At 64.6% G+C, this 25248-nt stretch carries 21 protein-coding genes; 17 read left to right on the plus strand and 4 right to left on the minus strand.

Annotation, left to right across the window (positions count from 1 at the left end; translation table 11 throughout):
* The first annotated feature begins 65 nt into the window (after window positions 1–65).
* The 8 genes from ychF (at window position 66) to ACWV14_RS05355 (ending at window position 8231) form a co-directional block, all read left to right on the plus strand.
* A complete protein-coding gene (gene ychF / locus ACWV14_RS05320) occupies window positions 66–1157 on the plus strand; it encodes a redox-regulated ATPase YchF (RefSeq protein ID WP_422084955.1) in 1092 nt (363 codons plus the stop codon).
* 220 nt (window positions 1158–1377) lie between these two features.
* Window positions 1378–2397, plus strand: a complete 1020-nt coding sequence (locus ACWV14_RS05325) for a glycosyltransferase (protein ID WP_454907818.1) — start codon at window positions 1378–1380, stop codon at window positions 2395–2397.
* A gap of 4 nt (window positions 2398–2401) precedes the next feature.
* Entirely contained in the window at window positions 2402–3514 is a 1113-nt protein-coding gene (locus tag ACWV14_RS05330; protein WP_454907817.1) for an FAD-dependent oxidoreductase, read from the plus strand.
* Window positions 3515–3536: 22 nt separating this feature from the next.
* A complete protein-coding gene (locus ACWV14_RS05335) occupies window positions 3537–4970 on the plus strand; it encodes a hypothetical protein (protein ID WP_454907816.1) in 1434 nt (477 codons plus the stop codon).
* Window positions 4967–5767, plus strand: coding sequence for a pyridine nucleotide transhydrogenase (locus tag ACWV14_RS05340; protein ID WP_454907815.1), 801 nt, complete (start codon window positions 4967–4969; stop codon window positions 5765–5767). The genes ACWV14_RS05335 and ACWV14_RS05340 overlap by 4 nt, the downstream gene beginning before the upstream one ends.
* Complete coding sequence (locus tag ACWV14_RS05345; RefSeq protein ID WP_454907814.1) at window positions 5764–6600, plus strand: sugar phosphate isomerase/epimerase family protein; 837 nt, start codon at window positions 5764–5766, stop codon at window positions 6598–6600. The genes ACWV14_RS05340 and ACWV14_RS05345 overlap by 4 nt, the downstream gene beginning before the upstream one ends.
* Window positions 6601–6664: 64 nt before the next feature.
* The gene (locus ACWV14_RS05350) at window positions 6665–7474 is read left to right on the plus strand and encodes a glycosyltransferase family 2 protein (protein ID WP_454907813.1); all 810 of its coding nucleotides are present in this window, start codon (window positions 6665–6667) and stop codon (window positions 7472–7474) included.
* 82 nt (window positions 7475–7556) lie between these two features.
* The gene (locus ACWV14_RS05355) at window positions 7557–8231 is read left to right on the plus strand and encodes a glutathione S-transferase (protein ID WP_454907812.1); all 675 of its coding nucleotides are present in this window, start codon (window positions 7557–7559) and stop codon (window positions 8229–8231) included.
* Window positions 8232–8252: 21 nt separating this feature from the next.
* Here the strand turns inward: ACWV14_RS05355 and ACWV14_RS05360 are convergent, their stop codons facing one another.
* A complete protein-coding gene (locus tag ACWV14_RS05360) occupies window positions 8253–8717 on the minus strand; it encodes a YqaA family protein (RefSeq protein ID WP_454907811.1) in 465 nt (154 codons plus the stop codon).
* Between the two features lie 172 nt (window positions 8718–8889).
* Here ACWV14_RS05360 and dusB point away from each other — a divergent pair, with 172 nt between their 5' ends.
* The 3 genes from dusB to purH are packed head-to-tail and all read left to right on the plus strand — an operon-like array spanning window position 8890 to window position 11852.
* A complete protein-coding gene (dusB, locus tag ACWV14_RS05365) occupies window positions 8890–9951 on the plus strand; it encodes a tRNA dihydrouridine synthase DusB (RefSeq protein WP_454907810.1) in 1062 nt (353 codons plus the stop codon).
* A 17-nt stretch (window positions 9952–9968) separates the two neighbouring features.
* Window positions 9969–10205, plus strand: coding sequence for a Fis family transcriptional regulator (locus ACWV14_RS05370; RefSeq protein WP_454907809.1), 237 nt, complete (start codon window positions 9969–9971; stop codon window positions 10203–10205).
* Window positions 10206–10220: 15 nt separating this feature from the next.
* Window positions 10221–11852: a bifunctional phosphoribosylaminoimidazolecarboxamide formyltransferase/IMP cyclohydrolase gene (purH, locus tag ACWV14_RS05375; protein ID WP_454907808.1), complete on the plus strand. Its 1632-nt coding sequence runs from the start codon at window positions 10221–10223 to the stop codon at window positions 11850–11852.
* A 109-nt stretch (window positions 11853–11961) separates the two neighbouring features.
* Here the strand turns inward: purH and ACWV14_RS05380 are convergent, their stop codons facing one another.
* From ACWV14_RS05380 to thiD, 3 genes are all read right to left on the minus strand, one after another.
* Window positions 11962–12438, minus strand: coding sequence for a hypothetical protein (locus ACWV14_RS05380; protein ID WP_454907807.1), 477 nt, complete (start codon window positions 12436–12438; stop codon window positions 11962–11964).
* Between the two features lie 3 nt (window positions 12439–12441).
* On the minus strand, window positions 12442–13728 hold the full coding sequence (hemL, locus tag ACWV14_RS05385; RefSeq protein ID WP_454907806.1) for a glutamate-1-semialdehyde 2,1-aminomutase: 1287 nt from the start codon (window positions 13726–13728) through the stop codon (window positions 12442–12444).
* Between the two features lie 125 nt (window positions 13729–13853).
* The gene (gene thiD / locus ACWV14_RS05390) at window positions 13854–14816 is read right to left on the minus strand and encodes a bifunctional hydroxymethylpyrimidine kinase/phosphomethylpyrimidine kinase (protein WP_454907805.1); all 963 of its coding nucleotides are present in this window, start codon (window positions 14814–14816) and stop codon (window positions 13854–13856) included.
* A gap of 111 nt (window positions 14817–14927) precedes the next feature.
* On the opposite strand from thiD, the gene ACWV14_RS05395 reads away from it, so the two are divergent.
* The 6 genes from ACWV14_RS05395 (at window position 14928) to ACWV14_RS05420 (ending at window position 25218) form a co-directional block, all read left to right on the plus strand.
* On the plus strand, window positions 14928–15098 hold the full coding sequence (locus ACWV14_RS05395) for a rubredoxin (protein WP_007838397.1): 171 nt from the start codon (window positions 14928–14930) through the stop codon (window positions 15096–15098).
* An 84-nt stretch (window positions 15099–15182) separates the two neighbouring features.
* On the plus strand, window positions 15183–15581 hold the full coding sequence (locus ACWV14_RS05400) for a response regulator (RefSeq protein WP_081271091.1): 399 nt from the start codon (window positions 15183–15185) through the stop codon (window positions 15579–15581).
* Window positions 15581–15946 (plus strand): response regulator transcription factor, encoded by a 366-nt coding sequence (locus tag ACWV14_RS05405; RefSeq protein WP_081271090.1) that lies wholly within the window; start codon window positions 15581–15583, stop codon window positions 15944–15946. The genes ACWV14_RS05400 and ACWV14_RS05405 overlap by 1 nt, the downstream gene beginning before the upstream one ends.
* Window positions 15947–15965: 19 nt before the next feature.
* Window positions 15966–16499 carry a chemotaxis protein CheW gene (locus ACWV14_RS05410; RefSeq protein ID WP_454907804.1) on the plus strand — a complete coding sequence of 178 codons (534 nt, stop codon included), beginning with the start codon at window positions 15966–15968 and terminating at the stop codon, window positions 16497–16499.
* 42 nt (window positions 16500–16541) lie between these two features.
* Complete coding sequence (locus ACWV14_RS05415) at window positions 16542–18848, plus strand: methyl-accepting chemotaxis protein (RefSeq protein WP_454907803.1); 2307 nt, start codon at window positions 16542–16544, stop codon at window positions 18846–18848.
* A 184-nt stretch (window positions 18849–19032) separates the two neighbouring features.
* On the plus strand, window positions 19033–25218 hold the full coding sequence (locus tag ACWV14_RS05420; protein WP_454907802.1) for an Hpt domain-containing protein: 6186 nt from the start codon (window positions 19033–19035) through the stop codon (window positions 25216–25218).
* The last annotated feature ends 30 nt before the right edge of the window (window positions 25219–25248 follow it).

Raw genomic sequence — 25248 nt, forward strand, 5'->3', positions numbered from 1 at the left:
AGACCTGCCGGGCGGGCATGCAGCCATGCTCGCCTAAAATCGCCGGTTACCCAAGAGGACCTCCCATGAGTTTGCAATGCGGCATCGTCGGCCTGCCCAACGTCGGTAAATCCACCCTTTTCAATGCGCTGACCAAGGCCGGCATCGCAGCGGAAAACTATCCCTTCTGCACCATCGAGCCCAACGTGGGCGTGGTGGAAGTGCCCGATCCCCGGCTCGCCCAACTGAGCGAGATCGTCAAGCCCGAGCGCGTGGTGCCCGCCATCGTCGAGTTCGTCGACATCGCCGGCCTGGTGGCAGGTGCCAGCACCGGCGAAGGCCTGGGCAACAAGTTCCTGGCGCACATCCGCGAGACCGACGCCACCGTCAACGTGGTGCGCTGCTTCGACGACGAGAACGTGATCCACGTGGCCGGCAAGGTCGACCCGATCTCCGACATCGAAGTGATCCAGACCGAACTCTGCCTGGCCGACCTGGCCACGGTCGAGAAGGCGCTGCACCGCCACACCAAGGTCGCCCGCTCCGGCGACAAGGACGCGCAGAAGCTCGTCGGCCTGCTCGAGCGCTGCCAGGCCGCGCTGAACGAGAACACGCCGGTGCGCGCGCTCGAGTTCACCAAGGAAGAGCTGCCGCTGGTCAAGAGCTTCACGCTCATCACCGCCAAACCCGCGATGTTCGTCGGCAACGTGTCGGAAGACGGCTTCGAGAACAACCCGTATCTCGACCGCCTGCGCGAGTACGCCGCCAAGCAGGGCGCCCCCGTGGTCGCCATCTGCGCCAAGATCGAAGCCGACCTGGCCGAGATGGACGACGAAGACAAGAAGATGTTCCTCGCCGAGATCGGCCAGGAGGAGCCGGGCCTGAACCGCCTGATCCGCGCCGCCTTCAAGCTGCTGGGCCTGCAGACCTACTTCACCGCCGGCGTGAAGGAAGTGCGCGCCTGGACCATCCACATCGGCGACACCGGCCCCCAGGCGGCCGGCGTGATCCACGGCGACTTCGAGAAGGGCTACATCCGCGCCCAGACCATCGCCTTCGAGGACTACATCGCGTTCAAGGGCGAGCAGGGCGCGAAGGACGCGGGGAAGATGCGCTCGGAAGGCAAGGAATACGTCGTCAAGGATGGCGACGTGATGAACTTCCTGTTCAGTTCTTAATCTGGTCGACGAGTATCGGCACCCGCGCCTGCGGGTGCATTGAAGGCGAGCTGCAATGCCGGGCGGCTCGGCTATTTGCGCATCGGCTCCCGGGCCATTCGACAGCGCGGAAATTGCGTCGGCATGTCCTTGCCGGCCTTGGAGCGGTCACGCAGCGGGTCGAAGTCTTGCGATCCAGAAATGTTTAGGCTGCGCCATGGATGCAACATAAGATTCCACGATGCCTTTTTTCCCGATTTTTCTATCCGTTGTTTGTGTCGTGCGCAATCAGGCCAATGAGCTGGGGCAGATTGTCGGCGACATATCGAATTGCCTGGGCACATTGGTGAGCGACTACGAATTGATCATCGTGGACAACGCATCCGAAGATGACAGCGTGGCCGCCCTCAAGAGCTTGACCGGTGAGCACGGCATGCCGAATCTCCAAGTCTACGCACTTGCCAAGGAGGTGGACGCCGATAGCGGGTCCTGGGTCGGATTCGAGAACGCGTTAGGGGATTTTGTCGTCGTGATCGACCCGATGCTGGAGGACATCAACTATCTCCCCACCATGCTCGAGCATGCAGTGTCGGGAGCCGATGTCGTCTTTGCCGCAAATGACCGGCGTCCGCCTCAAAGCCTAAGTTACCGGTTGGCCTTTGCGGCATTCAATGTTCTCTACAAGTGGTTCAACGATCTTCACCTGGCGAAGGAAGCGCCGCACTACAGGGTGCTCAGCAAGCGCGTGGTGAACTTCATCATGCAGCACCCGCAGCCGGCCCTGACCTACCGGCATCTGCCGGCAACGGGCGGCTTCGCGAGAACCAATCTCACATACAGCGCCGAACCCAAGGCGAGGCATGCCAAGCACCTCATCAACAGCATCGACAAGGGAATGAGGCTGATCGTGTCTACGACGAGAGCGCCGATGCGCATCGTCACCAGCCTGTCTCTCTTTGGCGCCGTGGCCAATCTTCTCTACTCCGGCTACGTGGTCGCAGTCGGGTTGCTGAAAGCGCACGTCGCTGAAGGCTGGATCAGCATGTCGCTGCAGCAGTCGGGCATGTTTTTTCTTATCTCATTGGTTCTCTGGGTGCTGGGTGAATACATTCTCAACATGGTGAGTCTGTCCACCGAGGGCCCGCTCTACTACGTGGGGCAGGAATTCACCAGCGTTCGCATGACGCACCACGAAAAGCTGAACGTCGAAAAGCTGCACTCCCGGCCCTGCCCGGAGTCCGCGGCCGACAGGTTCACCTGAACGCATGGACACGAAGTTCGACGCGGTGGTGATCGGGGGCGGCTTCTACGGCTGTGCCCTTGCGGTTCATCTGGCAAAGCAGAGGAGGCTCGCCCGGGTACTTCTGGTCGAACGTGAATCCGCGCTGATGACGCGCGCGTCTTACAACAACCAGGCGCGCGTCCACAATGGCTATCACTACCCCAGAAGCTTTGTCACGGCTCACAGAAGCCGAGTCAATCTGCCGAGGTTCGTGCGCGATTGGCCGGATGCGGTGAGAAAGGATTTCACCAAGCTCTATGCGATTGCCAGAAGAAACTCCAAAGTCACGGCCCGGCAGTTCATGCGATTCTGTAAGGAGATCGGCGCAACCCTCGAACCTGCGGATTTGAACCATCGCCGCCTGTTCGAAGAGCGGTTGATCGAAGATGTGTATCTCGCGCAGGAATACGCCTTCGATGCGGCGGTACTGGCACATCAGGCACGCGAGGAACTGAATGAATGCGGCGTCGAAGTCTTGTTGAAGACCTCTGCCAGGAAGATCTTGACCGTGGAGGATCGGGAGCTGGAGGTCGAACTAGAAGGCAACGGCGAAAAGAGCAAGACCATCAGATGCCGCTGGGTCTTCAACTGTTCATACAGCGGCTTGAATCAGTTGGCGGGTGATTTTCATGGGACCAGCACTAGGCTGAAGCAGGAAATCACGGAACTGGCCTTGATGAAGATGCCCTCGGTTCTTTCCGGCTTGGGCGTGACGGTCATGGATGGACCATTTTTCTCTGTGATGCCGTTCCCCGCCGAAAACCTGCACAGCCTGTCTCATGTTCGTTACACACCGCACATGCATTGGATCGACGATTTCAATATAGATCCATACCGGCGTCTGGAAGAATATTCTCAGGTAACTCGGGTCGACAGGATGGTACGCGATGCTGCGCGCTACATGCCTGCCATAAGAGATGCGGTCTACGAAAAATCTCTGTTCGAAATAAAAACGGTATTGGTAAAGAATGAAAGCGACGATGGGCGCCCCATTCTTTTTGAAATGCATCGGGAGCCCAAGGGCATGCTTTCGCTGTTGGGCGGGAAGATAGACAATATCTACGATGCCCTGGACATTTTGATGGTCGGCTTGTGAGTTTTTCTGGGGTTGAAGAAGAATGAGGGAAAAAATTTCCGGAGTCGGAGTGCTGCCTTTTGCTAGCGCGATGCTATTGCTGATTGCAACGGCAGGCATTGTGGGGGCCAGTGCATTTTCCCCCGATAGCTGGGCTTATCTGGAGTTGGCAAAGACCATCTGGAGCGAGCGATTTTACGAATTCAATACCTACAGAAGTTACTTCTCCGAAGTGCACTCGGCCTCGTTCCCTCTGGGCTATCCGGTGCTGATTTCGTTGTTGCAGCTCGTCGCAGGTGCAGATCCAAGAGTTGCGGTTGTCCTGAATGTTCTGGCTGCTGCGGCAAGCTGGTGGCTGATTGCACAGGCGGGACGCTGGCTTGGGGTTTCAAGGCTTGGTGTAACCGCGGTAGCATCCGCGCTGTTTCTCTACCCGGGATACTTGGACGAAGTACTGGCCGGGCGATCTATTCCTGCCGCAATACTGGCATTTCTCGTGGGAATTTGCTGCCTGATCAGGGCTCGGCCTTTTGTCGCAGGATTGTTTCTTGGAGCCTCTGCGCTGGTTCGTTTCGATTTTTTGGTTTATGGATTCCTGGCAATTTTTGTGTGCTTCTTGATCAGGAAGGCGAGCAATTTTTTTCGTGCGCTGGCTTTGCTTGGATTTCTTGCCGGGCTTTTGCCGTGGATTGTTTATTCCTATGTGTATTTCGGGAAAATGTGGATATCGGACAATAGCTGGGTGGCGGCTTCCGTTGCAAAGGCTTTTGTGCTCGACTTTCCCGCAAAAGCCGAGCTTGCCGCCGCCAATGCACCGGTTCTGTGGGTGCTCAGATGGCTTGGAAATATATTCCCGCTGCTCGCTTCCTTTCTGGGCGGTCTGTTAAAATTTCCGTTGGTGATTATTTCGCTTGGATTTTTTCTCGCGTCCCTTTCGCGGATCGAAAAAAGACAAAGATGGACGGCGTTAGTAGTTATTCTTGTGGGAGCCGCGTCGCTTGCTCCATACCTGTTGACCGGATATTTCGATCAAAGATATTTTGCTTTGATTTTTCTTTGTTTTTCCGCTGTTTTTATTTTTTCTTCGGATCAATTGCAAGCAGGCTCGAGAGGGCATGCCTCGGCCTACAGGTACGCGATGCTGGGATCGATCATTGCTTCATTTGCAATCGGTGGTTTCAGCCTATTTGAAATGGCAAAAGCTTCCATCCAGGGGGAGAAGCAGCAAGCCGACGTCGAGTTGGCGATATCCGCTCTGTCGAAGTGCCATCGGAATACCCCAGACATCACCTACATCTTCAAAGACGAGGTGATGAGCCTCGCTCCCCGGTACGGAGCACGGACGGGTTTTCGGGCGGCTTTCATTCCTTCGAACTTTGGGCGCATGACCGATACGGAAAAGGCCGCATACCTGAAACATATGGAGCCCTACAGAATTTTCTCCAACCTCGAGGAGGCAAAGGAATGCGGAGCATGAGACACCAGAGCGGACTCATCGGCCATAGCGGATTCGTCGGGTCCACGTTGCAAAGGCAGCGAGACTTTTCAGCAGTTTTCCGGTCGTCGAATATCGAGCAGATTCAAGGTTCGGAGTTCGATCTCCTTTTTTGCGCCGCCGCGCCTGCTCAAAAATGGCTCGCCAACCGCGACCCGGAAAGCGACAGGAGAAACATCGAAGATCTTCTGCGTCACCTCGAAAAGGTAACATGCCGGACCTTTGTTCTGATCAGCACTGTTGACGTCTTTCAGCTGCCAATAGGCATCGACGAAGACAGCCTGGTAAACGAAGATGGACTGCACGCATACGGCAGACATCGGCGCATGCTCGAGAAATTCATCGAGCAGCGGTTCAGCCAGTCCCTGATCGTTCGGCTTCCAGGCCTTGTGGGACCGGGATTGCGCAAGAACGTCATCTTCGATTTCTTGAACGACAACAACCTCGATGCCATCGATGGCCGCGGTGTTTTCCAGTTCTACCCCATGGTCAATCTTTGGCACGATATCCAGCTCGCCTTGAATGCCGATTTGAAACTGGTGCACCTCACGGCGGAACCGGTCAGCGTTGCCGATGTGGCCAGCAAAGCGTTCGACAAGCCTTTCGACCATGTATTGCCCGGTCCCCCGACGACCTACGACATGCGGACCCGGTACGCCGCGCTTTTCGGAGGCTCGGGCTCCTACCAATATAGCCAGCGTGAGTCGCTCCAAGCTGTGCGAGCCTATGCCCAGTCCGAGGTGAAAGCAGCGAAGGTTGCGCAAGGCGGTGCTCCATGAGGCTGGGTATTTCGAACATTGCATGGGATGTCGCGGAAGACGCTGCGGTGCTTGCCCTGTTGCGGGACCACGGCATCGATGCGATCGACATCGCGCCGGGCAAATACTTTCCCGAACCCCGGTCGGCGACGGAGGCCGACATGCTCAAGGTTCGCCGCTGGTGGTCGGAACGCGGCATTGAAATCACGGGCATGCAGGCGCTGCTGTTCGGCAAGCCAGGGCTCAATGTCTTCGGCTCAACTGAATCCCGGCAGGCGCTGTCGGAGCAACTTGGCGCGGTCTGCCGGATAGGCGGCGTACTCGGCGCCACGCGATTGGTGTTCGGTTCGCCCAGGAATCGGGATCGAACGGGTTTGACAGACGCCGATGCGCTCGATGTCGCCCTGGAGTTTTTCCAAGGCCTCGGAGACAGGGCTGCTCAGGACGGTGTCATCGTCTGCCTTGAGCCCAATCCGGTGCGGTACGGCGCCAACTTCATGACCACCAGCGAGGAAACCGCCAGGGTGGTCAGGGCGCTCGGGCATCCTGCGATCCGCATGCAGCTGGATATTGGAGCCGTCGTCATCAACAATGAAAATCCCGAGGCAGTCGTGGCTGAGTGCGCTTCGCTGATCGGCCACATCCATGCCAGCGAACCCGACCTGGCGCCGTTGGGCAGCCGAGGCACGGACCATCGCAGGATGGCAGACGTTCTGCGGGAGCACCTGGCCGAATCCATGGTCTGCATCGAGATGGTGGCAACGGCGGACGAATCGCATCTCGAGTCCATCGGCCGAGCACTGAAGGTCGCAGTCGAAAACTACCGGGGAGAGTGGGCCGAGGGGGCGCGGTGAAGCGGCTCCTGGTTTTCCCGGGCGCCCCCGCCCGGCGCGTCGCAAGGTTCTCTGTCGATCCCGCATGACTTCTTCCTCAAACCCCGGTTCGCGTTCGGCCTGGCAGGTTCCCGCCCACGACATCGTTTTCTGGTCGGGCAAGCGCCGTTCCCATTGCGTGGTGATACCTGTCATCAATGAAGGGCGACGCATTGGCAACCTGCTCGATCGCATGGCGGCTTTGGGCATCGCCGAGCATGCGGACATCATCATCGTGGACGGAGGCAGCAAAGACGGGTCTCTCGAGCCGCGAGTCCTGCAAGGCAAGGGAGTCCGAGGCCTGCTGGTCAAGACGGGGCCGGGGAAGCTGAGTGCCCAGCTCCGCTGCGTGTATGCGTTTGGATTGGACCAAGGGTATGAAGGCATCGTGTCGATCGATGGCAACGACAAGGATGACCCCGACGCCATACCCCGCTTCATCGAGGCGATCGAAGAGGGCGTGGACTTCGTGCAGGCTTCGCGCTACGTCGTTGGCGGAGTGGCGGAAAACACGCCCCTCCTGCGGAACATTGCCATCCGCTGTGTGCACGCGCCGATGCTGAGCCTGTTCTCGGGCTTTCATTGGACCGATACGACCCAAGGATTTCGCGCCTATAGCCGAAAGATGCTGCTGGATCCGCGCGTTGCGCCGTTTCGCGACATATTCGTCGGCTACGAGCTTCTCGCTTACCTGTCGTACCGTGTGCCGAAGCTTGGCTATAGATGCAAGGAGCTGGCGACTGCGCGCAGATACCCCCCGGGAGAGGTGCCCACCAAAATCAGTGCGGTCAAAGGCAACCTGAGTGTTTTGACTGTGCTGTTCAATGCCTGCTCCGGGAAGTATGACCCGCGTTGATGCGCGGCCATTGGGTGCACAATGCGCCGCTGCCTCATCGGCCTTACGCGCCTCGTTCAGGTTGGCAAAGGAATCCGCCCCCATGCTCACCGTCCACCACCTCAACAATTCGCGCTCGCAGCGCGTGCTCTGGCTGCTCGAAGAGCTCGAACTGCCTTACGAGATCGTCCACTACCAGCGCGATCCGCAGACCATGTTGGCGCCCGCTTCGCTGCGGGCCGTGCATCCGCTGGGCAAGTCACCGGTGGTTACGACGGGTGACGGGCTCACGCTCGCGGAGTCGGGGGCGATCGTGGAGACGCTCATCGAGCGCTTCGGCAACGGCCGTCTCGCGCCCGCGCCGGGCACGCCGGATGCGGTGCGCTATCGCTACTGGCTGCACTTCGCCGAAGGCTCGGCGATGTCGCCGCTGCTGCTCAAGCTGGTGTTCGACCGCATCGAGACCACAAAGATGCCGTTCTTCGCGAAGCCGATTGCCAAGGCCATCGCAAGCAAGACGAAGTCGGCGTTCATCAATCCGAACATCGTGAGCCACCTGAATTTCATGGAGGCCGAGCTCGGCAAGAGCGAATGGTTTGCCGGCGACGTGTTCACCGGCGCTGACATCCAGATGAGCTTTCCGGTCGAGGCGGCGCAGGCGCGCGGCGGGCTCGATGCGAAGCGGCCGAAGCTCATGGCTTACCTGGAGCGCATCCACGCGCGCCCGGCGTACAAGCGCGCGCTCGAGCGCGGCGGTCCCTACGGCCTGCTGAGCTGATACGGGGCGGGGCGAAGCCGATCAGAAGATCTGCAGCAGAGCCACCGTCATGGTGACGTAGCGCAGGAACTTGCCGATGGCCATGTAGGCCACGCAGGGCCAGAACGGCAGCTTGAGCCAGCCCGCCACCGCGCACAGCGGATCGCCCACCACCGGCAGCCAGCTCAGCAGGCAGGCCTTCGGGCCGAGCTTCTCCAGCCAGCCCAAAACCCGCACATGGTGTTTCGAGTGCGAGTATTTGTCGGCCACCTTGTGCGCGCCGTAGCCCATCCACCAGTCGACCGCGCCCCCCAGCGTGTTGCCCACCGTCGCCACCGCGATGGCCGGCCAGAACAAGTCGGGGTTGAGCTTGAGCAGGCCGAAGAGCACGGGCTCGGAGCCCACCGGCAGAAGGGTCGCCGAGACGAACGCGGCGACAAACAGGGTAGAGAGACCGTACTGCGGCAGCGCCAGAAGCGCCAGGAGGGAGTCGAGCCAGGCTTGCATAGGGTCGCGCAGTATAGGCAGCGCTCACGTCGCGCCAGCGTGGGATAAGGCCCCGGCATGCACCCGTGTTTTCACTGGTACCCAGGCGCAAATCGTTTCAGTCGCTGAAATGCCACGTGGCTACAATCGTGCCTCATTTTTCAGCAGCCGAACGCGCACCGCCTCCTCCCAAATGACCTTGCAGATCGGCACCCACACGCTGGAAAACCGCCTGTTCGTCGCGCCCATGGCCGGCGTGACGGACCGGCCCTTCCGCATGCTGTGCCGCGCGCTGGGCGCGGGCTACGCGGTCAGCGAGATGGTCACCTCGCGCAAGGAGCTGTGGGGCACGCTCAAGACATCGCGCCGCGCCAACCACGACGGCGAGCCGGGCCCCATTGCGGTGCAGATCGCCGGCACCGACGCCGACATGATGGCCGAGGCCACGGTCTACAACATCGAGCGCGGCGCGCAGATCATCGACATCAACATGGGTTGTCCGGCCAAGAAGGTCTGCAACAAGTGGGCGGGCTCGGCGCTGATGCGCGACGAGCCGCTGGCGCTGGAGATCGTGCAGGCGGTGGTCGATGCCGCGCGGCCCTTCAATGTGCCGGTCACGCTGAAGATGCGCACCGGCTGGAGCCACGATCACCGCAACGCCGTGAAGCTGGCGCGCGACTTCGAGTCGGCCGGCGTGCAGATGCTCACGGTGCACGGCCGCACGCGAGAGCAGGGCTACAAGGGCCACGCCGAATACGACACCATCGCCGCGGTGAAGGCTGCGGTGCGCGTGCCGGTGGTGGCCAACGGCGACATCCGTTCGCCCGAGAAGGCGCGCGACGTGCTCGCGGCCACCGGCGCCGACGCGGTGATGATCGGCCGCGCCGCGCAGGGACGGCCGTGGATCTTCCGCGAGATCGCGCATTTCCTGGAAACCGGCACGCACCGCGCGCCGCCGCTGGTGGCGGAAGTGCGCCGCTTGCTGCTCGACCACCTCGTGGAGCACTATGCGCTGTACGGCGACTACAGCGGCGTGCGCACGGCGCGCAAGCACATCGGCTGGTACGTACGCACGTTGCCGGAGGGCGAGGCGTTTCGCGCGCGCATGAACACCATCGAGGACTGCGGCGAGCAGCTGCGCGCGGTCGGCGACTATTTCGACGGGCTGGCGGACCGCATGGAACGCATGCCCGTGCAGCACGAGGCAGACAGCGAACTGTCTGGTGAAGAGGAGGCGGCTTGTGCCGTCGATTGAGAAGAAGAGAAGAAGCAATGAGCAAGAAACACATCGAGGACTGCGTGCGCACCAGTCTGGACAGCTACTTTCGCGACCTGTGCGGCACCGAACCCGACGGCATGTACGAAATGCTCGTGCGCGTGGTCGAGAAACCCCTGCTCGATGTCGTGATGACGCGCGCCGAGGGCAACCAGTCGAAGGCCGCGCAATGGCTCGGCCTGAACCGAAACACGCTCCGCAAGAAATTGGTCGAGCACAAACTTTTGAAATAACTCCACGGCATATCCATGGCTCAGACTGCACTCATCTCCGTATCCGACAAGACCGGCATCCTTGAATTCGCCCAGGCGCTGCATGCGCTGGGCATCAAGCTGCTGTCCACCGGCGGCACCGCCAAGCTGCTGGCCGACGCCGGCCTGCCGGTGACCGAAGTCGCCGACCACACCGGCTTTCCCGAAATGCTCGACGGCCGCGTGAAAACGCTGCACCCGAAGATCCACGGCGGCCTGCTGGCGCGCCGCGACCTGCCCGCGCACGTGGCGGCCATCAAGGAACACGGCATCGACACCATCGACCTGCTGATCGTCAACCTCTATCCCTTCGAAGCCACCGTTGCCAAGCCCGGCTGCACGCTCGAAGACGCGATCGAGAACATCGACATCGGCGGCCCGGCCATGGTGCGCAGCGCGGCCAAGAACTGGAAAGACGTCGGCGTGCTGACCGACGCATCGCAATACGCGGTGGCACTGGCCGAGCTGAAGGCCGACGGCAAGCTCAGCGACAAGACCAAGTTCGCGTTCTCCGTGGCTGCGTTCAACCGCATCGCCGACTACGACGGCGCCATCAGCGATTACCTCTCGGCCATCGACTTCGACGCCAGCATCGGCCAGAGCGCGCCCAAGCGCTCGCTGTTCCCGGCGCAGAGCAACGGCCGCTTCGTGAAGGTGCAGGATCTGCGCTACGGCGAGAACCCGCACCAGCAGGCCGCGTTCTACCGCGACCTGTACCCGGCGCCCGGCTCGCTGGTGTCTGCGAAGCAGCTGCAGGGCAAGGAGCTGAGCTACAACAACATCGCCGACGCCGATGCGGCGTGGGAATGCGTGAAGAGCTTCGACGTGCCGGCCTGCGTGATCGTGAAGCACGCCAACCCCTGCGGCGTGGCAGTGGGCAAGGATGCGGCCGAAGCCTACGGCAAGGCCTTCAAGACCGACCCGACCTCGGCCTTCGGCGGCATCATCGCCTTCAACCGCCCGGTCGACGGCGCCACCGCGCAAGAAATTGCCAAGCAGTTCGTCGAAGTGCTGATGGCGCCGGGCTACACGCCCGAGGCGCTCGAAGTGTTCCAGGCCACCAAGGCCAAGCTCAACGTGCGGGTGCTCGAAATCGCACTGCCCGCGACCGCAGGGTCGCCTGGCTCCCGTGGCGGCGCGACCGATTGGGACAACGGCCGCAACGCCATGGACGTCAAGCGCGTCGGCTCGGGCCTGCTGATCCAGACCGCCGACAACCACGAGCTGTCGATCAACGACCTCAAGGTGGTCAGCAAGAAGCAACCCACGCCGCAGCAGCTGCAAGACCTGCTGTTCGCCTGGAAGGTCGCGAAGTACGTGAAGAGCAACGCGATCGTCTTCTGCGCCAACGGCATGACGATGGGCGTGGGCGCCGGCCAGATGAGCCGCCTCGACTCCGCGCGCATCGCCAGCATCAAGGCCGAGCACGCCGGCCTTTCGCTGAAGGACACGGCAGTCGCCAGCGACGCCTTCTTCCCGTTCCGCGACGGCCTCGACGTGGTGGTCGACGCGGGCGCGAGCTGCGTCATCCAGCCGGGCGGCTCGATGCGCGACCAGGAAGTGATCGACGCCGCGGACGAGCGCGGCGTGGTGATGGTGCTGTCAGGCGTGCGCCACTTCAGGCACTGACGAGAGGCTCCTTCAGGAACACCGCGGAGCCGGCTTTGCCGGGCCGCAGGTGTTGCCCTCGGTAGGGGGTTGGCGAAGCGACACGAAGTGCGCGTAGCCTGGGGCGAGCCTATTCCCCGAACCGGTATTTCAGCTGGAAGGTGACGGCGCCATAGAGCCGGTTCTTGATGGTCGGCACGTAGGCGATGTTCAGGCCCCAGTTCTTGCCTTCGATGGCCGCCACCGGAAGGATGGCCGGGAACCAGTTGCCGTTGCGGTAGTTGGGGTAGCCGTCGAAGCCGCCGACCACGGCGCCGAACTTCACGCCGTAGAACTCGATGGGCAGTACATACAGCCCGAGGTAGTTCGACTGCCGGCGGTCGCTGTTGCGGAAGGTACCCGCCGTGACACGGTACGTGTCGTTCAGCGGGTACTCGAAGCCCAGCCCCTGGTTGACGTTTTCCAGGCCCTTGCCGCTGTCGAAGTGCGCCGAGTAGAAGCCCGGGTTGATCCAGACTTTCTTCAGGTCGAAAGAGTCCTGCGCTGACGCGAGGCCGGGAATGAGAAGAGCGATGCTCAAGACCGGCAGCGTGCGCAGGGAGTTCATGGGCTAGGGGGTTCTGAAGATTTGTCTTGCGGCTTCGATGGTGGCGGCGATGTCGTCGTCGCTGTGGGCTGCGCTCACGAAGCCTGCCTCGTAAAGCGCGGGGGCAATATACACGCCGCGATCGAGCAAACCGTGAAACAGCGCATTGAATTTCGCGTTGTCGGTTGTCATCACGGTGGCATAGTTTTGCGGCAGATCTTTCATCAGGAAAAAGCCGAACATGCCGCCTTCGCTGTCGGCGTTGAAGGGCTGGCCCTCGGCGGCCGCTGCGGCCTTCAGGCCGTCGACCAGCGAGCGCGTCCTCTTGCCGAGCGCCTCGTAGAAACCGGGCTTGGCAATTTCCTTCAAGGTGGCGAGGCCGCAGGCCGTGGCCACCGGATTGCCCGACAGCGTGCCGGCCTGATAGACCGGACCCAGCGGCGCGAGCTGTTCCATGATCGCGCGCGGGCCGCCGAAGGCCGCGAGCGGCATTCCGCCGCCGATGACCTTGCCCAGCACCGTGAGGTCGGGCTTGATGCCCAGCACGCCTTGCGCGCCATGCAGGCCCACGCGAAAGCCCGTCATCACTTCATCGAACACCAGCAGCGCGCCATGCTGCGTGCAGAGCTCGCGGCAGCGCCTGGCGAATTCGGGCGTGGCGCGCACGAAGTTCATGTTGCCGGCGATGGCCTCGATCATCAGGCAGGCGATGTCCTTGCCATGCAGTGCGAAAGCTTCTTCCAGCTGCTGCAGGTTGTTGTACTCCAGCACGATGGTGTGCTGCACCACCTCGGGCGGCACGCCGGCCGAGGTCGGGTTGCCGAAGGTGGCGAGGCCGGAGCCGGCCTTCACGAGCAGCGCGTCGGCGTGGCCGTGATAGCAGCCCTCGAACTTGATGATGCTCTTGCGGCCGGTGGCGCCGCGCGCCAGGCGCAGCGCGCTCATGGCGGCCTCGGTGCCCGAGCTGACCAGGCGCACCATTTCCATCGACGGCACCAGCGCGAGGATGGCCTCGGCCAGTTCGATCTCGCGCTCGGTCGGCGCGCCGTAGGAGAAGCCTTCGAGCACGGCCTTCTGCACCGCCTCGACCACGGCGGGATGGCCGTGGCCCAGGATCATCGGACCCCAGGAGCCGATGTAGTCGATGTAGCGCTTGTCGTTGGCGTCCCAGAAATAGGCACCTTGCGCGCGCTGGATGAAGCGCGGCGTGCCGCCCACGGCCTTGAAGGCGCGCACGGGCGAGTTGACGCCGCCGGGGATCACGGCGCGGGCGCGTTCGAAAAGGGTGTTGTTGCGGTCAGTATTTGGCATCGGGACTCAGCAGGGTTTTTTCAGTGGGGGCCGCCGCGCACGGCCGCCCGAAGCGGCCGGCCCGCCCCCGGTAGGGGGTAGGCGAAGCGACACGAAGTGCGCGCAGCCTGGGGGCGAGCAACATTTCAGTGTCGGGTGTCGTGTGGGGGGAGGGCGAAGTCCTGCGGGGCGTCCGGGTCTTCATCCTCTTCGTCGTCTTCCGGTTCGGCCCAGAAGAGGCGGTTGGGCAGCACATGGCCCATGCCGGGGCGAAAGCCCGCGTCGAGGCAGCGGTCCATGTAGGCCAGCGCTTCGGTGGTCGCGGCCACGAGGTCGGTGCCGCTGGCCAGCAGGGCGGCCAGCGCGGCCGACAGGGTGTCGCCGGCGCCGGTGAACACGGCTTCGAGGCGCTCGTACTTTTCGCTCGTGAGCACCGACTGCGGCGAGGCCAGCACGTTGTCGATGAACTGGTCCGGCAGCACCAGGCCAGTCACCAGCGTGTATGCCACGCCGAACTCGCCGGCGGCCTTGGCAATGTCGCGCGCAGTGGGTGGCCGCTCTCCGTTCCAGTCCGGCAGCAGCCAGCGCCACAGCGTGCTGTGGTTTCCTACCAACACGGTCGTCTGGGGCAGAACGAGCTCGCGGAAGGCGTCCAGGTAGGGCTCGATCAGGTTTTCGTCCCACCACGACAGGTTGGGCATGTAGGCCACCACGGGCACGTCGGGGTAGTCGGCGGCGGTCTCGGCGATGGTGCTCAGCGCGTCCGGCGTGCCGACGAAGCCCACCTTGATGAGCTGGACCTCGACGTCCTCGAGGATCGAGCGCGCCTGCTCGGCGATGGCTTCCTCGTCGAAGGCGAAGTGGTCGAAAATCTCGGCCGTGTCCCGGGCGTAGGCGCCGGTGACGACGGGCAGCACGTGCGCCCCCACCGAGGCCATGGCCAGCGCGTCGGCGCCCAGCCCGCCCGCGCCGCTGGGGTCGCTGGCATTGAACACCAGCACGCAGGGCGGATTCAGGTCGCGCTCGGCTACCTCGTCCTCGGCCTGCGGGGGGTCGTTAAGATCGCCCGGTTTGCGGGCGTTATCTGCTGGAAGTAAGTAGATGGTCATACGCCGGGCTCGATCCCCTGGATGGTGGCATAGGCGCGACGTTTACAGTCCGCCAGTGAGATACGCATAGATACACTCGTTGCATTTAATGAACAAGGACTTTAAGCTCCGATGAATACGAAAACTTGGATGTGCCTGATTTGTGGGTGGATCTATGACGAAGCGGTTGGTGTACCAGAGGACGGTATCGCGGCAGGCACGGCCTGGGCCGACGTTCCGATGAACTGGACCTGTCCTGAGTGCGGTGCGCGCAAGGAAGACTTCGAAATGGTTGAAATCTGAAAGCATGGCATAGATAGAGCTACGCGGTCTGCGTCGGTGTTCGGCGCGGCGGGCTTCCAAGTCTCATGAGCAGGAGCGTTTGCAATGGGCCCGAATGGATCTGGTTACAAGGTGCTGGTCATCGACGACAGCAACACCATCCGGCGCAGTGCCGAGATTTTTCTGAAGCAGGGCGGGCACGAGGTTCTTCTCGCGGAAGACGGTTTCGATGCGCTCTCCAAGGTTAACGACCACAAGCCGCACCTGATTTTCTGCGACATCCTGATGCCGCGGCTCGACGGCTACCAGACCTGCGCCATCATCAAGCGCAACGCTCATTTCTCCAACGTCCCCGTCGTCATGTTGTCTTCGAAAGACGGTGTATTCGACAAGGCGCGCGGCCGCATGGTCGGCTCCCAGGACTACCTGACCAAGCCATTCACCAAAGACCAGCTGCTGCAGGCCGTGCAGCAGTTTGGCATCGTTCAACAGGAAGCGCAGTAATGCCCATTCGCAAAATCCTCGTCGTCGACGACTCCAAGACCGAGCTCGTCTTCCTCACCGACCTCCTCCAGAAGAATGGCTTTGCCGTCAAGACCGCGGAAAACGCGGACGACGCCATGCGCCGCCTCGAGGAAGAGCACCCCGACCTGATCCTGATGGACGTCGTGATGCCCGGCCAGAACGGCTTCCAGCTCACGCGCGCCATCGCACGCGACCCGAAGTACGCGGCCATCCCGATCATTCTCTGCACCAGCAAGAACCAGGAAACCGACCGCGTCTGGGGCATGCGCCAGGGCGCCCGCGACTACATCGTGAAGCCGGTCAACGCAGCCGACCTGATGTCCAAGATCAGCGCGCTGAACTGAGCGAAAGCCTGCCCAGTCCATGGCGAATCGCGATGCTCTGAGAGCCTTCCAGTCCCGGCTGGCGAGCCGCCTGCAGGCCGCTCGCACCACCGGCGTGGCTGCCACGTGGCTGGCGGTCGAGGCGGGCGAGGGCAAATACCTTTTCCCGCTGGGGCATGCCGGCGAAATCTTTCCCTGGACGCCGCCGCAGCCCGTGCCCTACACGGAGCCGTGGTTCCTAGGCGTGGCCAATCTGCGCGGCGGCCTCTACGGCGTGGTGCAGCTGTCGGCATTCGCCTCCGGCGGCCCAGGCACGCAGGCGGCCTCCGAGGCGGCGCGCATCCAGTCGCGGCTCGTTGCTTTCAACGAACTGCTCGAAGTCAACTGCGCATTGCTGGTCGATCGACTGGCGGGGTTGCGAGGTGCGGAAGCCTTCACGGCCTCCGAGCCTCCCGGCGCAGAAGCACCTGCCTGGCACGGGCATCTGTACACCGACGCGGCAGGGGAGCGCTGGCAGGAAGTCAACCTGCAGGCGCTTTCGCAGCAACCCCAGTTTTTGAGTATTGGTGCGTAGTGCCTCGGCACGCAGCACCCGAAACCACCTGAAGGACCGACCGTGAGCTCGATCGCCGACAAGTTCAAGAAATTACTGCCCGTGAACAACGGGAACGACAAGGCCCCCGTCGACGGCTCCGGTGCGATATCGCTCGACGATGTCGACACGGTTCAGGTTCCGGACGAAAAGACCGTGAGGCTCGCCAGGAAGGGCGGCACGACCGACACCAGCTTCGGCGATGTCGAGCTGCCCGGTGGCGGCGACGCCGCCAACGAGCCCGGCGCCGCCGCGCTCGACGCCGTGCCCGACACCTCGGGCGGCCGCGTGGGCGCCGCCCCCGCCAGGCAGCAGCGCATCCTGGCGATCTTGCTGGCGGTGGTGGTGCTGTTGCTGCTGCTGGTGGCAGGCTCCGCCATTCTTCGCGCGGAACGCCTGGCGCAACAGGTGGCGGCCACCGGCCAGTCGCTGATGCAGTCGCAGCGTCTTGCCAAGTCGATCTCGCAGGCCCTCGTCGGCAGCGCCTCGGCGTTCGTCGAAGTGAAGGACAGCGCAGACGACCTCACGCGCCGCGTGCAGGGCCTGACCAACGGCGACGAATCGCTGCGCCTGGAGCGCGTGGGCAACCAGTACGACGAGGAGATGAACAAGATCAATCCTCTCGTCACCCGCGCCGACACCAGCGCCAAGGCCGTGCTGGCCCAGCGCCAGATCCTGACGCAGGTGGGTGCCGCTTTGCGCGACATCAACCAGCAGTCGTCCACGCTGCTCGAAATGACGGAAACCGTCGCGTCGCTGAAGATGCAGCAGAACGCCACGCTGCCCGAAATCTCGGCCGCCGGCCAGCTCGTGATGCTGACGCAGCGCATCGGCAAGTCGACCAACGAGTTCTTCACGGTCGAGGGTGTGAACCCCGACGCCGTGTTCCTGCTGGGCAAGGACTTGAACACCTTCCAGGAAACCACCCGCGGCCTGCTCGACGGCAATGCGCAGCAGCGTTTCCCCGGCTCGAAAGACCCGCAGACGCGTGAGCAGCTCGAAGCCATCCTGAAGACCTACGAGCAGATGCGCACCCAGGCCTCCGCCATTCTGGGCAACCTGCAGGGCCTGGTGGCGGCGCGCGAAGCGCAGGCTTCCATCCTGACCGACAGCGAGCCGCTGCGTAAGTCGCTCGGCGACCTGCAGGACAAGCTCTCGGCCCGCACCGGCCTGGGCGCCGGCACCATCGTGCTGCTGTTCGTGCTGTCGCTGGCCGCCCTGGCACTCGCCGGCGCCATCGGTTTCGTGCAGGTGCGCGAAGGCCGCGAACGTGCCGCCGTCGCCGAACGCGAGCGTCTGGCCGCCGAGCAGGCTTCGGAAGAAGCCGGCCGCGTGAACAACGCCAACCAGGCCGCCATTCTTCGGCTGATGAACGAACTGCAGACAGTGGCCGAAGGCGACCTGACGCAGGAAGCCACCGTGACCGAGGACATCACCGGCGCCATCGCCGACTCGGTGAACTACACGGTGGAAGAACTGCGCCTGCTGGTGGGCAACGTGCAGAACACGGCGACCCGCGTGGCGCAGACGACGTCGCAGGTGGAAAGCACCTCGACCGAACTGCTCGCCGCTTCGACCGAACAGCTGCGCGAGATTCGCGAAACCGGCCAGTCGGTGCTGACCATGGCCGAGCGAATCAACGGCGTGTCTTCCCAGGCGCAAGAGTCGGCCACGGTGGCGCGCCAGTCGCTGCAGGCCGCATCGTCGGGCCTGCAGGCCGTGCAGAACGCCATCGGCGGCATGAACTCCATCCGCGACCAGATCCAGGAAACCTCCAAGCGGATCAAGCGCCTGGGCGAATCGTCCCAGGAGATCGGTGAAATCACCGAGCTGATCTCGGACATTACCGAACAGACCAACGTGCTGGCTCTGAACGCAGCCATCCAGGCCGCATCCGCCGGTGAAGCCGGCCGGGGCTTCTCGGTGGTGGCGGAAGAAGTTCAGCGACTGGCCGAACGCTCCGCGGACGCCACGCGCCAGATTTCGGCGCTGGTGAAGGCCATTCAGACCGACACGCAGGACGCGGTGGGCGCCATGGAGCGTTCCACGCAGGGTGTGGTCGAAGGGGCCAAGCTGTCCGACAACGCGGGCACCGCGCTGTCCGAGATCGACCGCGTGTCGCGCCGACTCGCCGACCTGATCGAGCAGATTTCGCAATCCGCCTCCCGCGAAGCCGATTCGGCCAACGTGGTGGCCGCGAACATCCAGCACATTTTTGCGGTGACGGAACAGACCGGAGAAGGTACGCGTACCACGGCCCAGCAGGTGCGCGAACTCTCGCAGATGGCCGAAGAACTGCGCCGCTCGGTAGCCCGTTTCAAGATTGCGTGACGATGCTCTCCCCCAGCCTTCGCGCACTTCGTGTCGCTTCGCCAACCCCCTTCCGGGGGCAACACCGGCGGCCCGGCAAAGCCGGTTCCGTGGTGTTCATTGAAGTGGCCGCGATGGCTTTGTGCATTCTGGGCGCGCAGCGCCCATCGGAAAACTGACAGCTAAAGAACGGCGAGCACCCAACGTGTCGATTCAAACCCCTGCCACGGCCCCCCTCGCCGGCAATTTGCCGGCCACCGAAGACCTCGGGCCGCTGGCCTGGGTGCTGGGAGAAATCCAGAAATCCCTCGACGGTGTCGGCAAGTCGTTGCGGCGCTTCGTGCGCGACGTGGGCTCGCCCGCTGAGCCCGACAGCGGGCCGTTGCAGATGGCCCGCCAGCAACTGCACCAGGCCGTCGGCGCGCTGCAGATGGTGGGGCACGCGTCGCCCGCGCTGGTGCTCGGCGCCATCGAGTTCGCGGTGCAGGGCTTCATTGCCGACCCGCAGCGCTGCACCGAAGCAGCGGTCCACAAGATCGAGCGTGCCGGCTTCGCCGTCACCGATTTCCTCAACGCCCTGCTGGCCGGCAAGCCGGTGTCGTCGGTGGCGTTGTTTCCCCAGTACCGCGACGTGCTGGAGCTGGTCGGCAACGAGCGCGTGCATCCTGCCGACCTCTGGGGCATGGCATGGCGCTGGGTCGAGATCAAGCCCGCGCTCACGCAGGCCGCCATCGCCTACGACCCGTCCGTGCGCTCGCGGCTCGACCGCGAAGTGCTGCAGCTGGTCAAGTCCGGCGACACGCAGGCCGCGCGCCGGCTGCATGCGCTGTGCCTGGGGCTGGGCCGCGGCGCGCTGCTGCCGCGCGTTGCCAGTTTCTGGACGCTGGCCGCCGGTTTCTTCGAGGCGCTGGCACTGGGCCTGATCCCGCCCGACGCCTACGTCAAGCGCGCCGCTTCGCGCGTGCTCTTGCAATACGCCACGCTCGCGCGCGGCGACAGCGTGGTGTCCGACCGCCTCGGGCAAGACCTGCTGTTCTTCTGCGCCCAGGCCGTGCCCACCGCGCGCGAGGAAGCGCCCACGCTGCGCACCGTGCGCAGCGCCTGGGGCATCGCCAACGAACCGCGCGTCGACTACACCGTCGAGCAGTTCGGCCGCTTCGATCCGCTGGTGCTCTCGCAGGCCCGCAAGCGCATCGAGACCGCCAAGGAAATGTGGTCGGCGCTTTCGGGCGGCGACGTTTCGCGCACGCGCCAGGTGGCCGACACCTTCGCGCAGCTCGGCGAATCGCTGCAGAAGCTGCATCCGCCGAGCCTGCCGATGGTGCAGGCGCTGACCCACGCGGTCGAAGCCTCGCTGCGCGCCGGCCGGCCGCCCGACACCGAACTCGCGATGGAAGTCGCCACCTCGGTGCTCTACCTGGAGGCCGCGCTCGAAGACCTCGACCCGAGCGACCCGCAGCTCACGGCCCGCACGCTGCAGCTGGCCGGCCGCATCGAACGCGTGCAGGGCGGCGGCCATTCCGAGCCGCTCGAGCCGTGGATGGAAGACCTCTACCGCCGCGTGAGCGACCGCCAGACCATGGGCACCGTGGTCGACGAACTGCGCAGCCACCTGAGCGAACTCGAGAAGTCGCTCGACCAGTACTTCCGCCGGCCGGCCGAAAAAGGCCTGCTGCGTACCGTGCCGACGCAGCTCATGCAGATGCGCGGCGTGTTCTCGGTGCTCGGCCTCGACCAGGCCGCGCACACCGTGCAGCGCATGCGCGACGACGTCGAGGCAATGCTCGTCAGCGCCTCGCCGGCCGAGGAAATGGCCGGTTTCGACGCACTGGGCAACAACCTCGGCGCGCTCGGCTTCCTGATCGACATGCTGGGCTACCAGCCCGCGCTGGCCAAGCGCCTGTTCGTGTTCGACGCAGAGGCGGGCGAACTCAAGCCGCTGATGGGCCGCCAGGCCACCGACAGCTCGGCCGCCGACAGTGCCGCCGAGGACCAGGCCCCTGCCGCCGAAGCCGTGCTGAGCATCGAGGAAGTCGACGCCCAGATCGCCTCGAAGCTGGCCGCGCTGGCCACGCCCAACCGCAAGGCCAAGGTCTCGCCGATCGAGGAATTCAGCAACAAGGCCGACAGCTGGACGAACAAGATCGCCGGCCCGTCGGCGTTGCCCGACACCGAAGTCACCGAGCTCGAAGAAGACGACCTGCAGAACATCTTCCTGGACGAGGCCCGCGAGGTGGTGCAGAACGGCCTGGAGGCCATTGCCGAACTCGCCAGCTATCCGGACGACACCGAAGAGCTCACCATCCTGCGCCGCGCCTTCCACACGCTGAAGGGCAGTTCGCGCATGGTCGGCCTCACCGAATTCGGCGACGCTGCCTGGTCGCTGGAGCAGGTGCTCAACACCTGGCTGGCCGACCAGCGCGCGGCCACGCCCGAGCTGCTGTCCGGCACCGAAAGAACCCTGCGCGAATTCAGCGAATGGGTCGAGGCCATCGCGTCCGGCCAGCCGCATTCGTGGCAGGCCGCTCCGTTCAGCCGCGTAGCCAACGCACTGCTGGCCGGAGAGCCAGTGCCGCCGCCAGTGCGCGTGGCCGATGCCGAGGCCCTGGCGGTCGCGGCGCGTCACATTGCCGCCGAGACGCCCGTGGTGGCGCCGGCCGTGGCGCCGCTGCCGATGCCGGCGCTTCCGGACCTGCCCGACCTGTCGCTGACGCCGGAGCCGGTGTCGCCCGCAGCCCATGCTGCCCCCGAATCCGCACAGGAACCGGCGCTGGAGCCCCTCGACTGGGCCGAGCCCGTGTCCGCGCAGCCTCCTGAGGCCGACGACGATTTCGCGTCGACCGACTTCATCGATTTCGAAGCCAAGCAGAACACCGAACCCGCACCGTTGCTGAGCCTGCCCAGCGGCGACGAGTTCGACTTCCTCGCCCCAGCAAAGACGCAGGCACGCGCCGAGCCCGAACTGGAGGTGCAGCCGCCCGCCGAGCCCGAGGTGCCGGCCGAACCCGTGGCCAGCGTCGAGCCCGAATCGCCTGCGGCGCCCAGCCTGCCCGACCTGGCCTGGGAGCCCGAGCTGGAGCCAGTGCCCGTTCAGGCTCACGAGCCCGAAGTCATCGAAGCGGCACAGCCGCCGCACGAAGAAGAAGAGCCGGAACTGCAGCTGGCGGCCGAGCCCGAGCATGAGCCTGCCGCTGTGGCTGAACCGGAGCCGGAGCTGGAGCCCGTTGCCATCGAGCTCGAAGTCGAGCCGCAGCCCGAACCCGCGCCGGTCATCGCCGAAGTGCTCGCACCCATCGTCGAAGCGCCTGCCGCGCCCGTCGAGCCGCAGATCCTCGTCGCCGACGAGCTGCCGGAGCCGGTCGAGGCCCAGGCTGCCCACCAGGTGCAACAGCCGCAGCAGGCAGTCGAGGAAATCGCCGTCTCCTCCAGCGCCGAAGACCAGGTCAAGGTGATCGGTCCGCTGCGCATCGGCATTGCCCTCTACAACGTCTACCTCAACGAAGCCGACGAATGGTCCCGCCAGCTGGCGACCGATGTCGGCGAATGGGCGCTCGAATCGCATGAGCGCCTGCCCGACTCGACCGTCGCGCTGGCCCACTCGCTGGCCGGCAGCTCGGCCACCGTCGGCTTCCACAGCCTGTCGGGCATGGCCCGCCTGTTCGAATCCGCGCTGCAGCACCTGCAGATGCAAGGCAGCGGCACGCGCGAGCAGGGCATGGTGCTGGTGGCCGCGGCCGACGAGCTGCGCCGCCTGCTGCACCAGTTCGCGGTCGGCTTCCTGCGCGACCCGGCCGAGGGCACGCTGCAGGCGCTGCGCGACATCGCCAATTCGCCGATGCCGACCGAAGTCGCCATGCGCGCCGAAGCCCGGCCGCTGCAGCAGGTGGTGTCCACCGAAAGCATCGCCGACGTGGCGCTCGACGACTCCGAGGACGCCATCGACCTGGCCGACGCGGTCGACGTCGACCTGTTCCCGATCTTCGAGGAAGAGGCGGCGGAACTGCTGCCCCAGCTCGGCGAATCGCTGCGCCAGTGGGCGCACCACCCGGACGACAGCGCGCCGCGCGCCTCGGTGCTGCGCACGCTGCACACGCTCAAGGGCAGCGCGCGCCTGGCCGGCGCCATGCGCCTGGGCGAACGCGCGCACCGCATGGAGTCCGAGATCGAACTCCTGGGCTCGCAAGGCGCCGAGCGTGCCGACATCGAAAAACTGCTCGGCCGCCTCGACGCGCTGCAGGCCACCTTCGACGCGCTGCGCGCGGCCGACGACGCCACGCAGGTCGAGCTGGCCCAGCTCGTGGCGAGCGCCAGCGCTTCCGCGCCCGCCGCCCAGCTGGTGCAGGTCGCGCCCGAAGCCGGCGTGCCGGCCAACGACGAGAACGCGGCGCCCGTACCGGGCGACGAAGACGACACGGCCGGAGACATCGCACCGGCCACGGCATACGCGCTGCAACCGCGCCCGGCGCCCACGCTGCTCGCACCCCTGCGCGCCGTGTCGAGCCAGGCGGTGCGCATCCGCACCCAGCTGCTCGACCGCCTGGTCGCGCAGACCGGCGAGGTCATCATCACGCGTTCGCGCCTGGAGGCCGAGCTGGGCCAGCTGCGCGGCTCGCTGTCTGACCTCACGGGCAACCTGGACCGCCTGCGCCAGCAGCTGCGCGACATCGAGGTGCAGGCCGAAAGCCAGATGCAGTCGCGCCTCGCGCAGGCCAAGGATTCGCAACAGAGCTTCGACCCGCTGGAGTTCGACCGCTTCACCCGCGTGCAGGAACTCACGCGCATGATGGCCGAGTCGGTGAACGACGTGGCCACCGTGCAGCGCACCCTGCAGAAGACGGTGCAGGCGACGGAAGACGACCTCAGCGTGCAGGCGCGCCAGACGCGCGAACTGCAGCGCGGCCTGCTGCGCACGCGCATGGTGGAGTTCGAAGGCATTTCCGACCGCCTCTACCGCGTGGTGCGCCAGGCCTCCAAGGACACCGGCAAGCAGGTGCGCCTGGACATCGTCGGCGGCTCCATCGAAATGGACCGCGGCGTGCTGGACCGCATGACGCCCGCCTTCGAGCACCTGCTGCGCAACTGCGTGGCCCACGGCATCGAGGACGCTGCGGCACGCGAGAAGGCCGGCAAGGACGCCAGCGGCCTGATCGTCATCGACCTGCACCATGAAGGCAACGACGTCTCAGTGAGCTTCCGCGACGACGGCGCCGGCCTGGACAACAAGCGCATTGCCGAGCGCGCCCGCGTGCTGGGCCTGATCGGCGCCGACCAGGAGCTGTCCGCCGAGGAAGCCACCGAACTGATCTTCAAGCCCGGCTTCTCGACGGCGGGGCAGGTCTCCGAGCTGGCCGGCCGCGGCATCGGCATGGACGTGGTGCGCGCGCAGATCGCGGCGCTCGGCGGCCGCATCGAAACCCACAGCACGCCGGGCCAGGGCACCACCTTCAAGCTGGTGCTGCCGCTGACCACCGCCGTGACGCACGTGGTGATGCTGCGTGCGGGCGAGGTGTCGATCGGCGTGCCGTCGAACCTGGTGGAACTGGTGCAGCGCGTGAGCGGCACCGACCTGGAAGCGGCCTACCTGCACAACAGCCATCCCTTCGGCAGCGAGCAGGTGCCGTTCTACTGGGCCGGCGCGCTGCTGCAGGCCTCGACCCGCAGCGAGCACGCGGCGGCCAAGAACAACACGCTCGTGGTCGTGCGAAGCGCGGCGCAGCGCGTGGCGCTGCACGTGGACGAAGTGCTGGGCAACCAGGAAGTCGTGGTGAAGAACCTCGGCCCGCAGCTGGCACGGCTGCCCGGCCTGGCCGGCATCTCGGTGCTGGCCTCGGGCGCGGTGGCGCTGATCTACAACCCGGTGGCGCTGGCGGCGGTGCACGGCGAGCAGGCGCGCGAGCGCCAGGCTGCCGCGTTGGCGGCGGCGCCGGCCCGCACGGCATCGGCCGAGGCGGAGCAGGGCGTGCCGCAGGAGCCGGCGCTGCTGGCCCCGGTGGCGCCGCAGATTCCGCTGGTGCTGGTGGTGGACGACTCCATCACCGTGCGCCGCGTCACGCAGCGCCTGCTGCAGCGCGAAGGCTATCGGGTGTCGCTCGCGGCCGACGGCCTGCAGGCACTCGAACGGCTGCAGCAGGAGCGCCCGGCGGTGGTGCTGTCGGACATCGAGATGCCGCGCATGGACGGCTTCGACCTGGCCCGCAACATCCGCGCCGACGCCGGCCTGGCCGAGCTGCCGATCATCATGATCACCTCGCGCATCGCCGAAAAGCATCGCGACTACGCGCGCACGCTGGGCGTGAACCACTACCTGGGCAAGCCGTATTCGGAAGAAGAACTGCTGCGCCTGGTGCGTGCGTACACGAGCGAGCCGGCGCTGGTGGCCGCTGCCGCCTGAGGCACATGCCTCGACAGAAATGAGAAAAAT

Source organism: Variovorax durovernensis, from assembly GCF_977011995.1.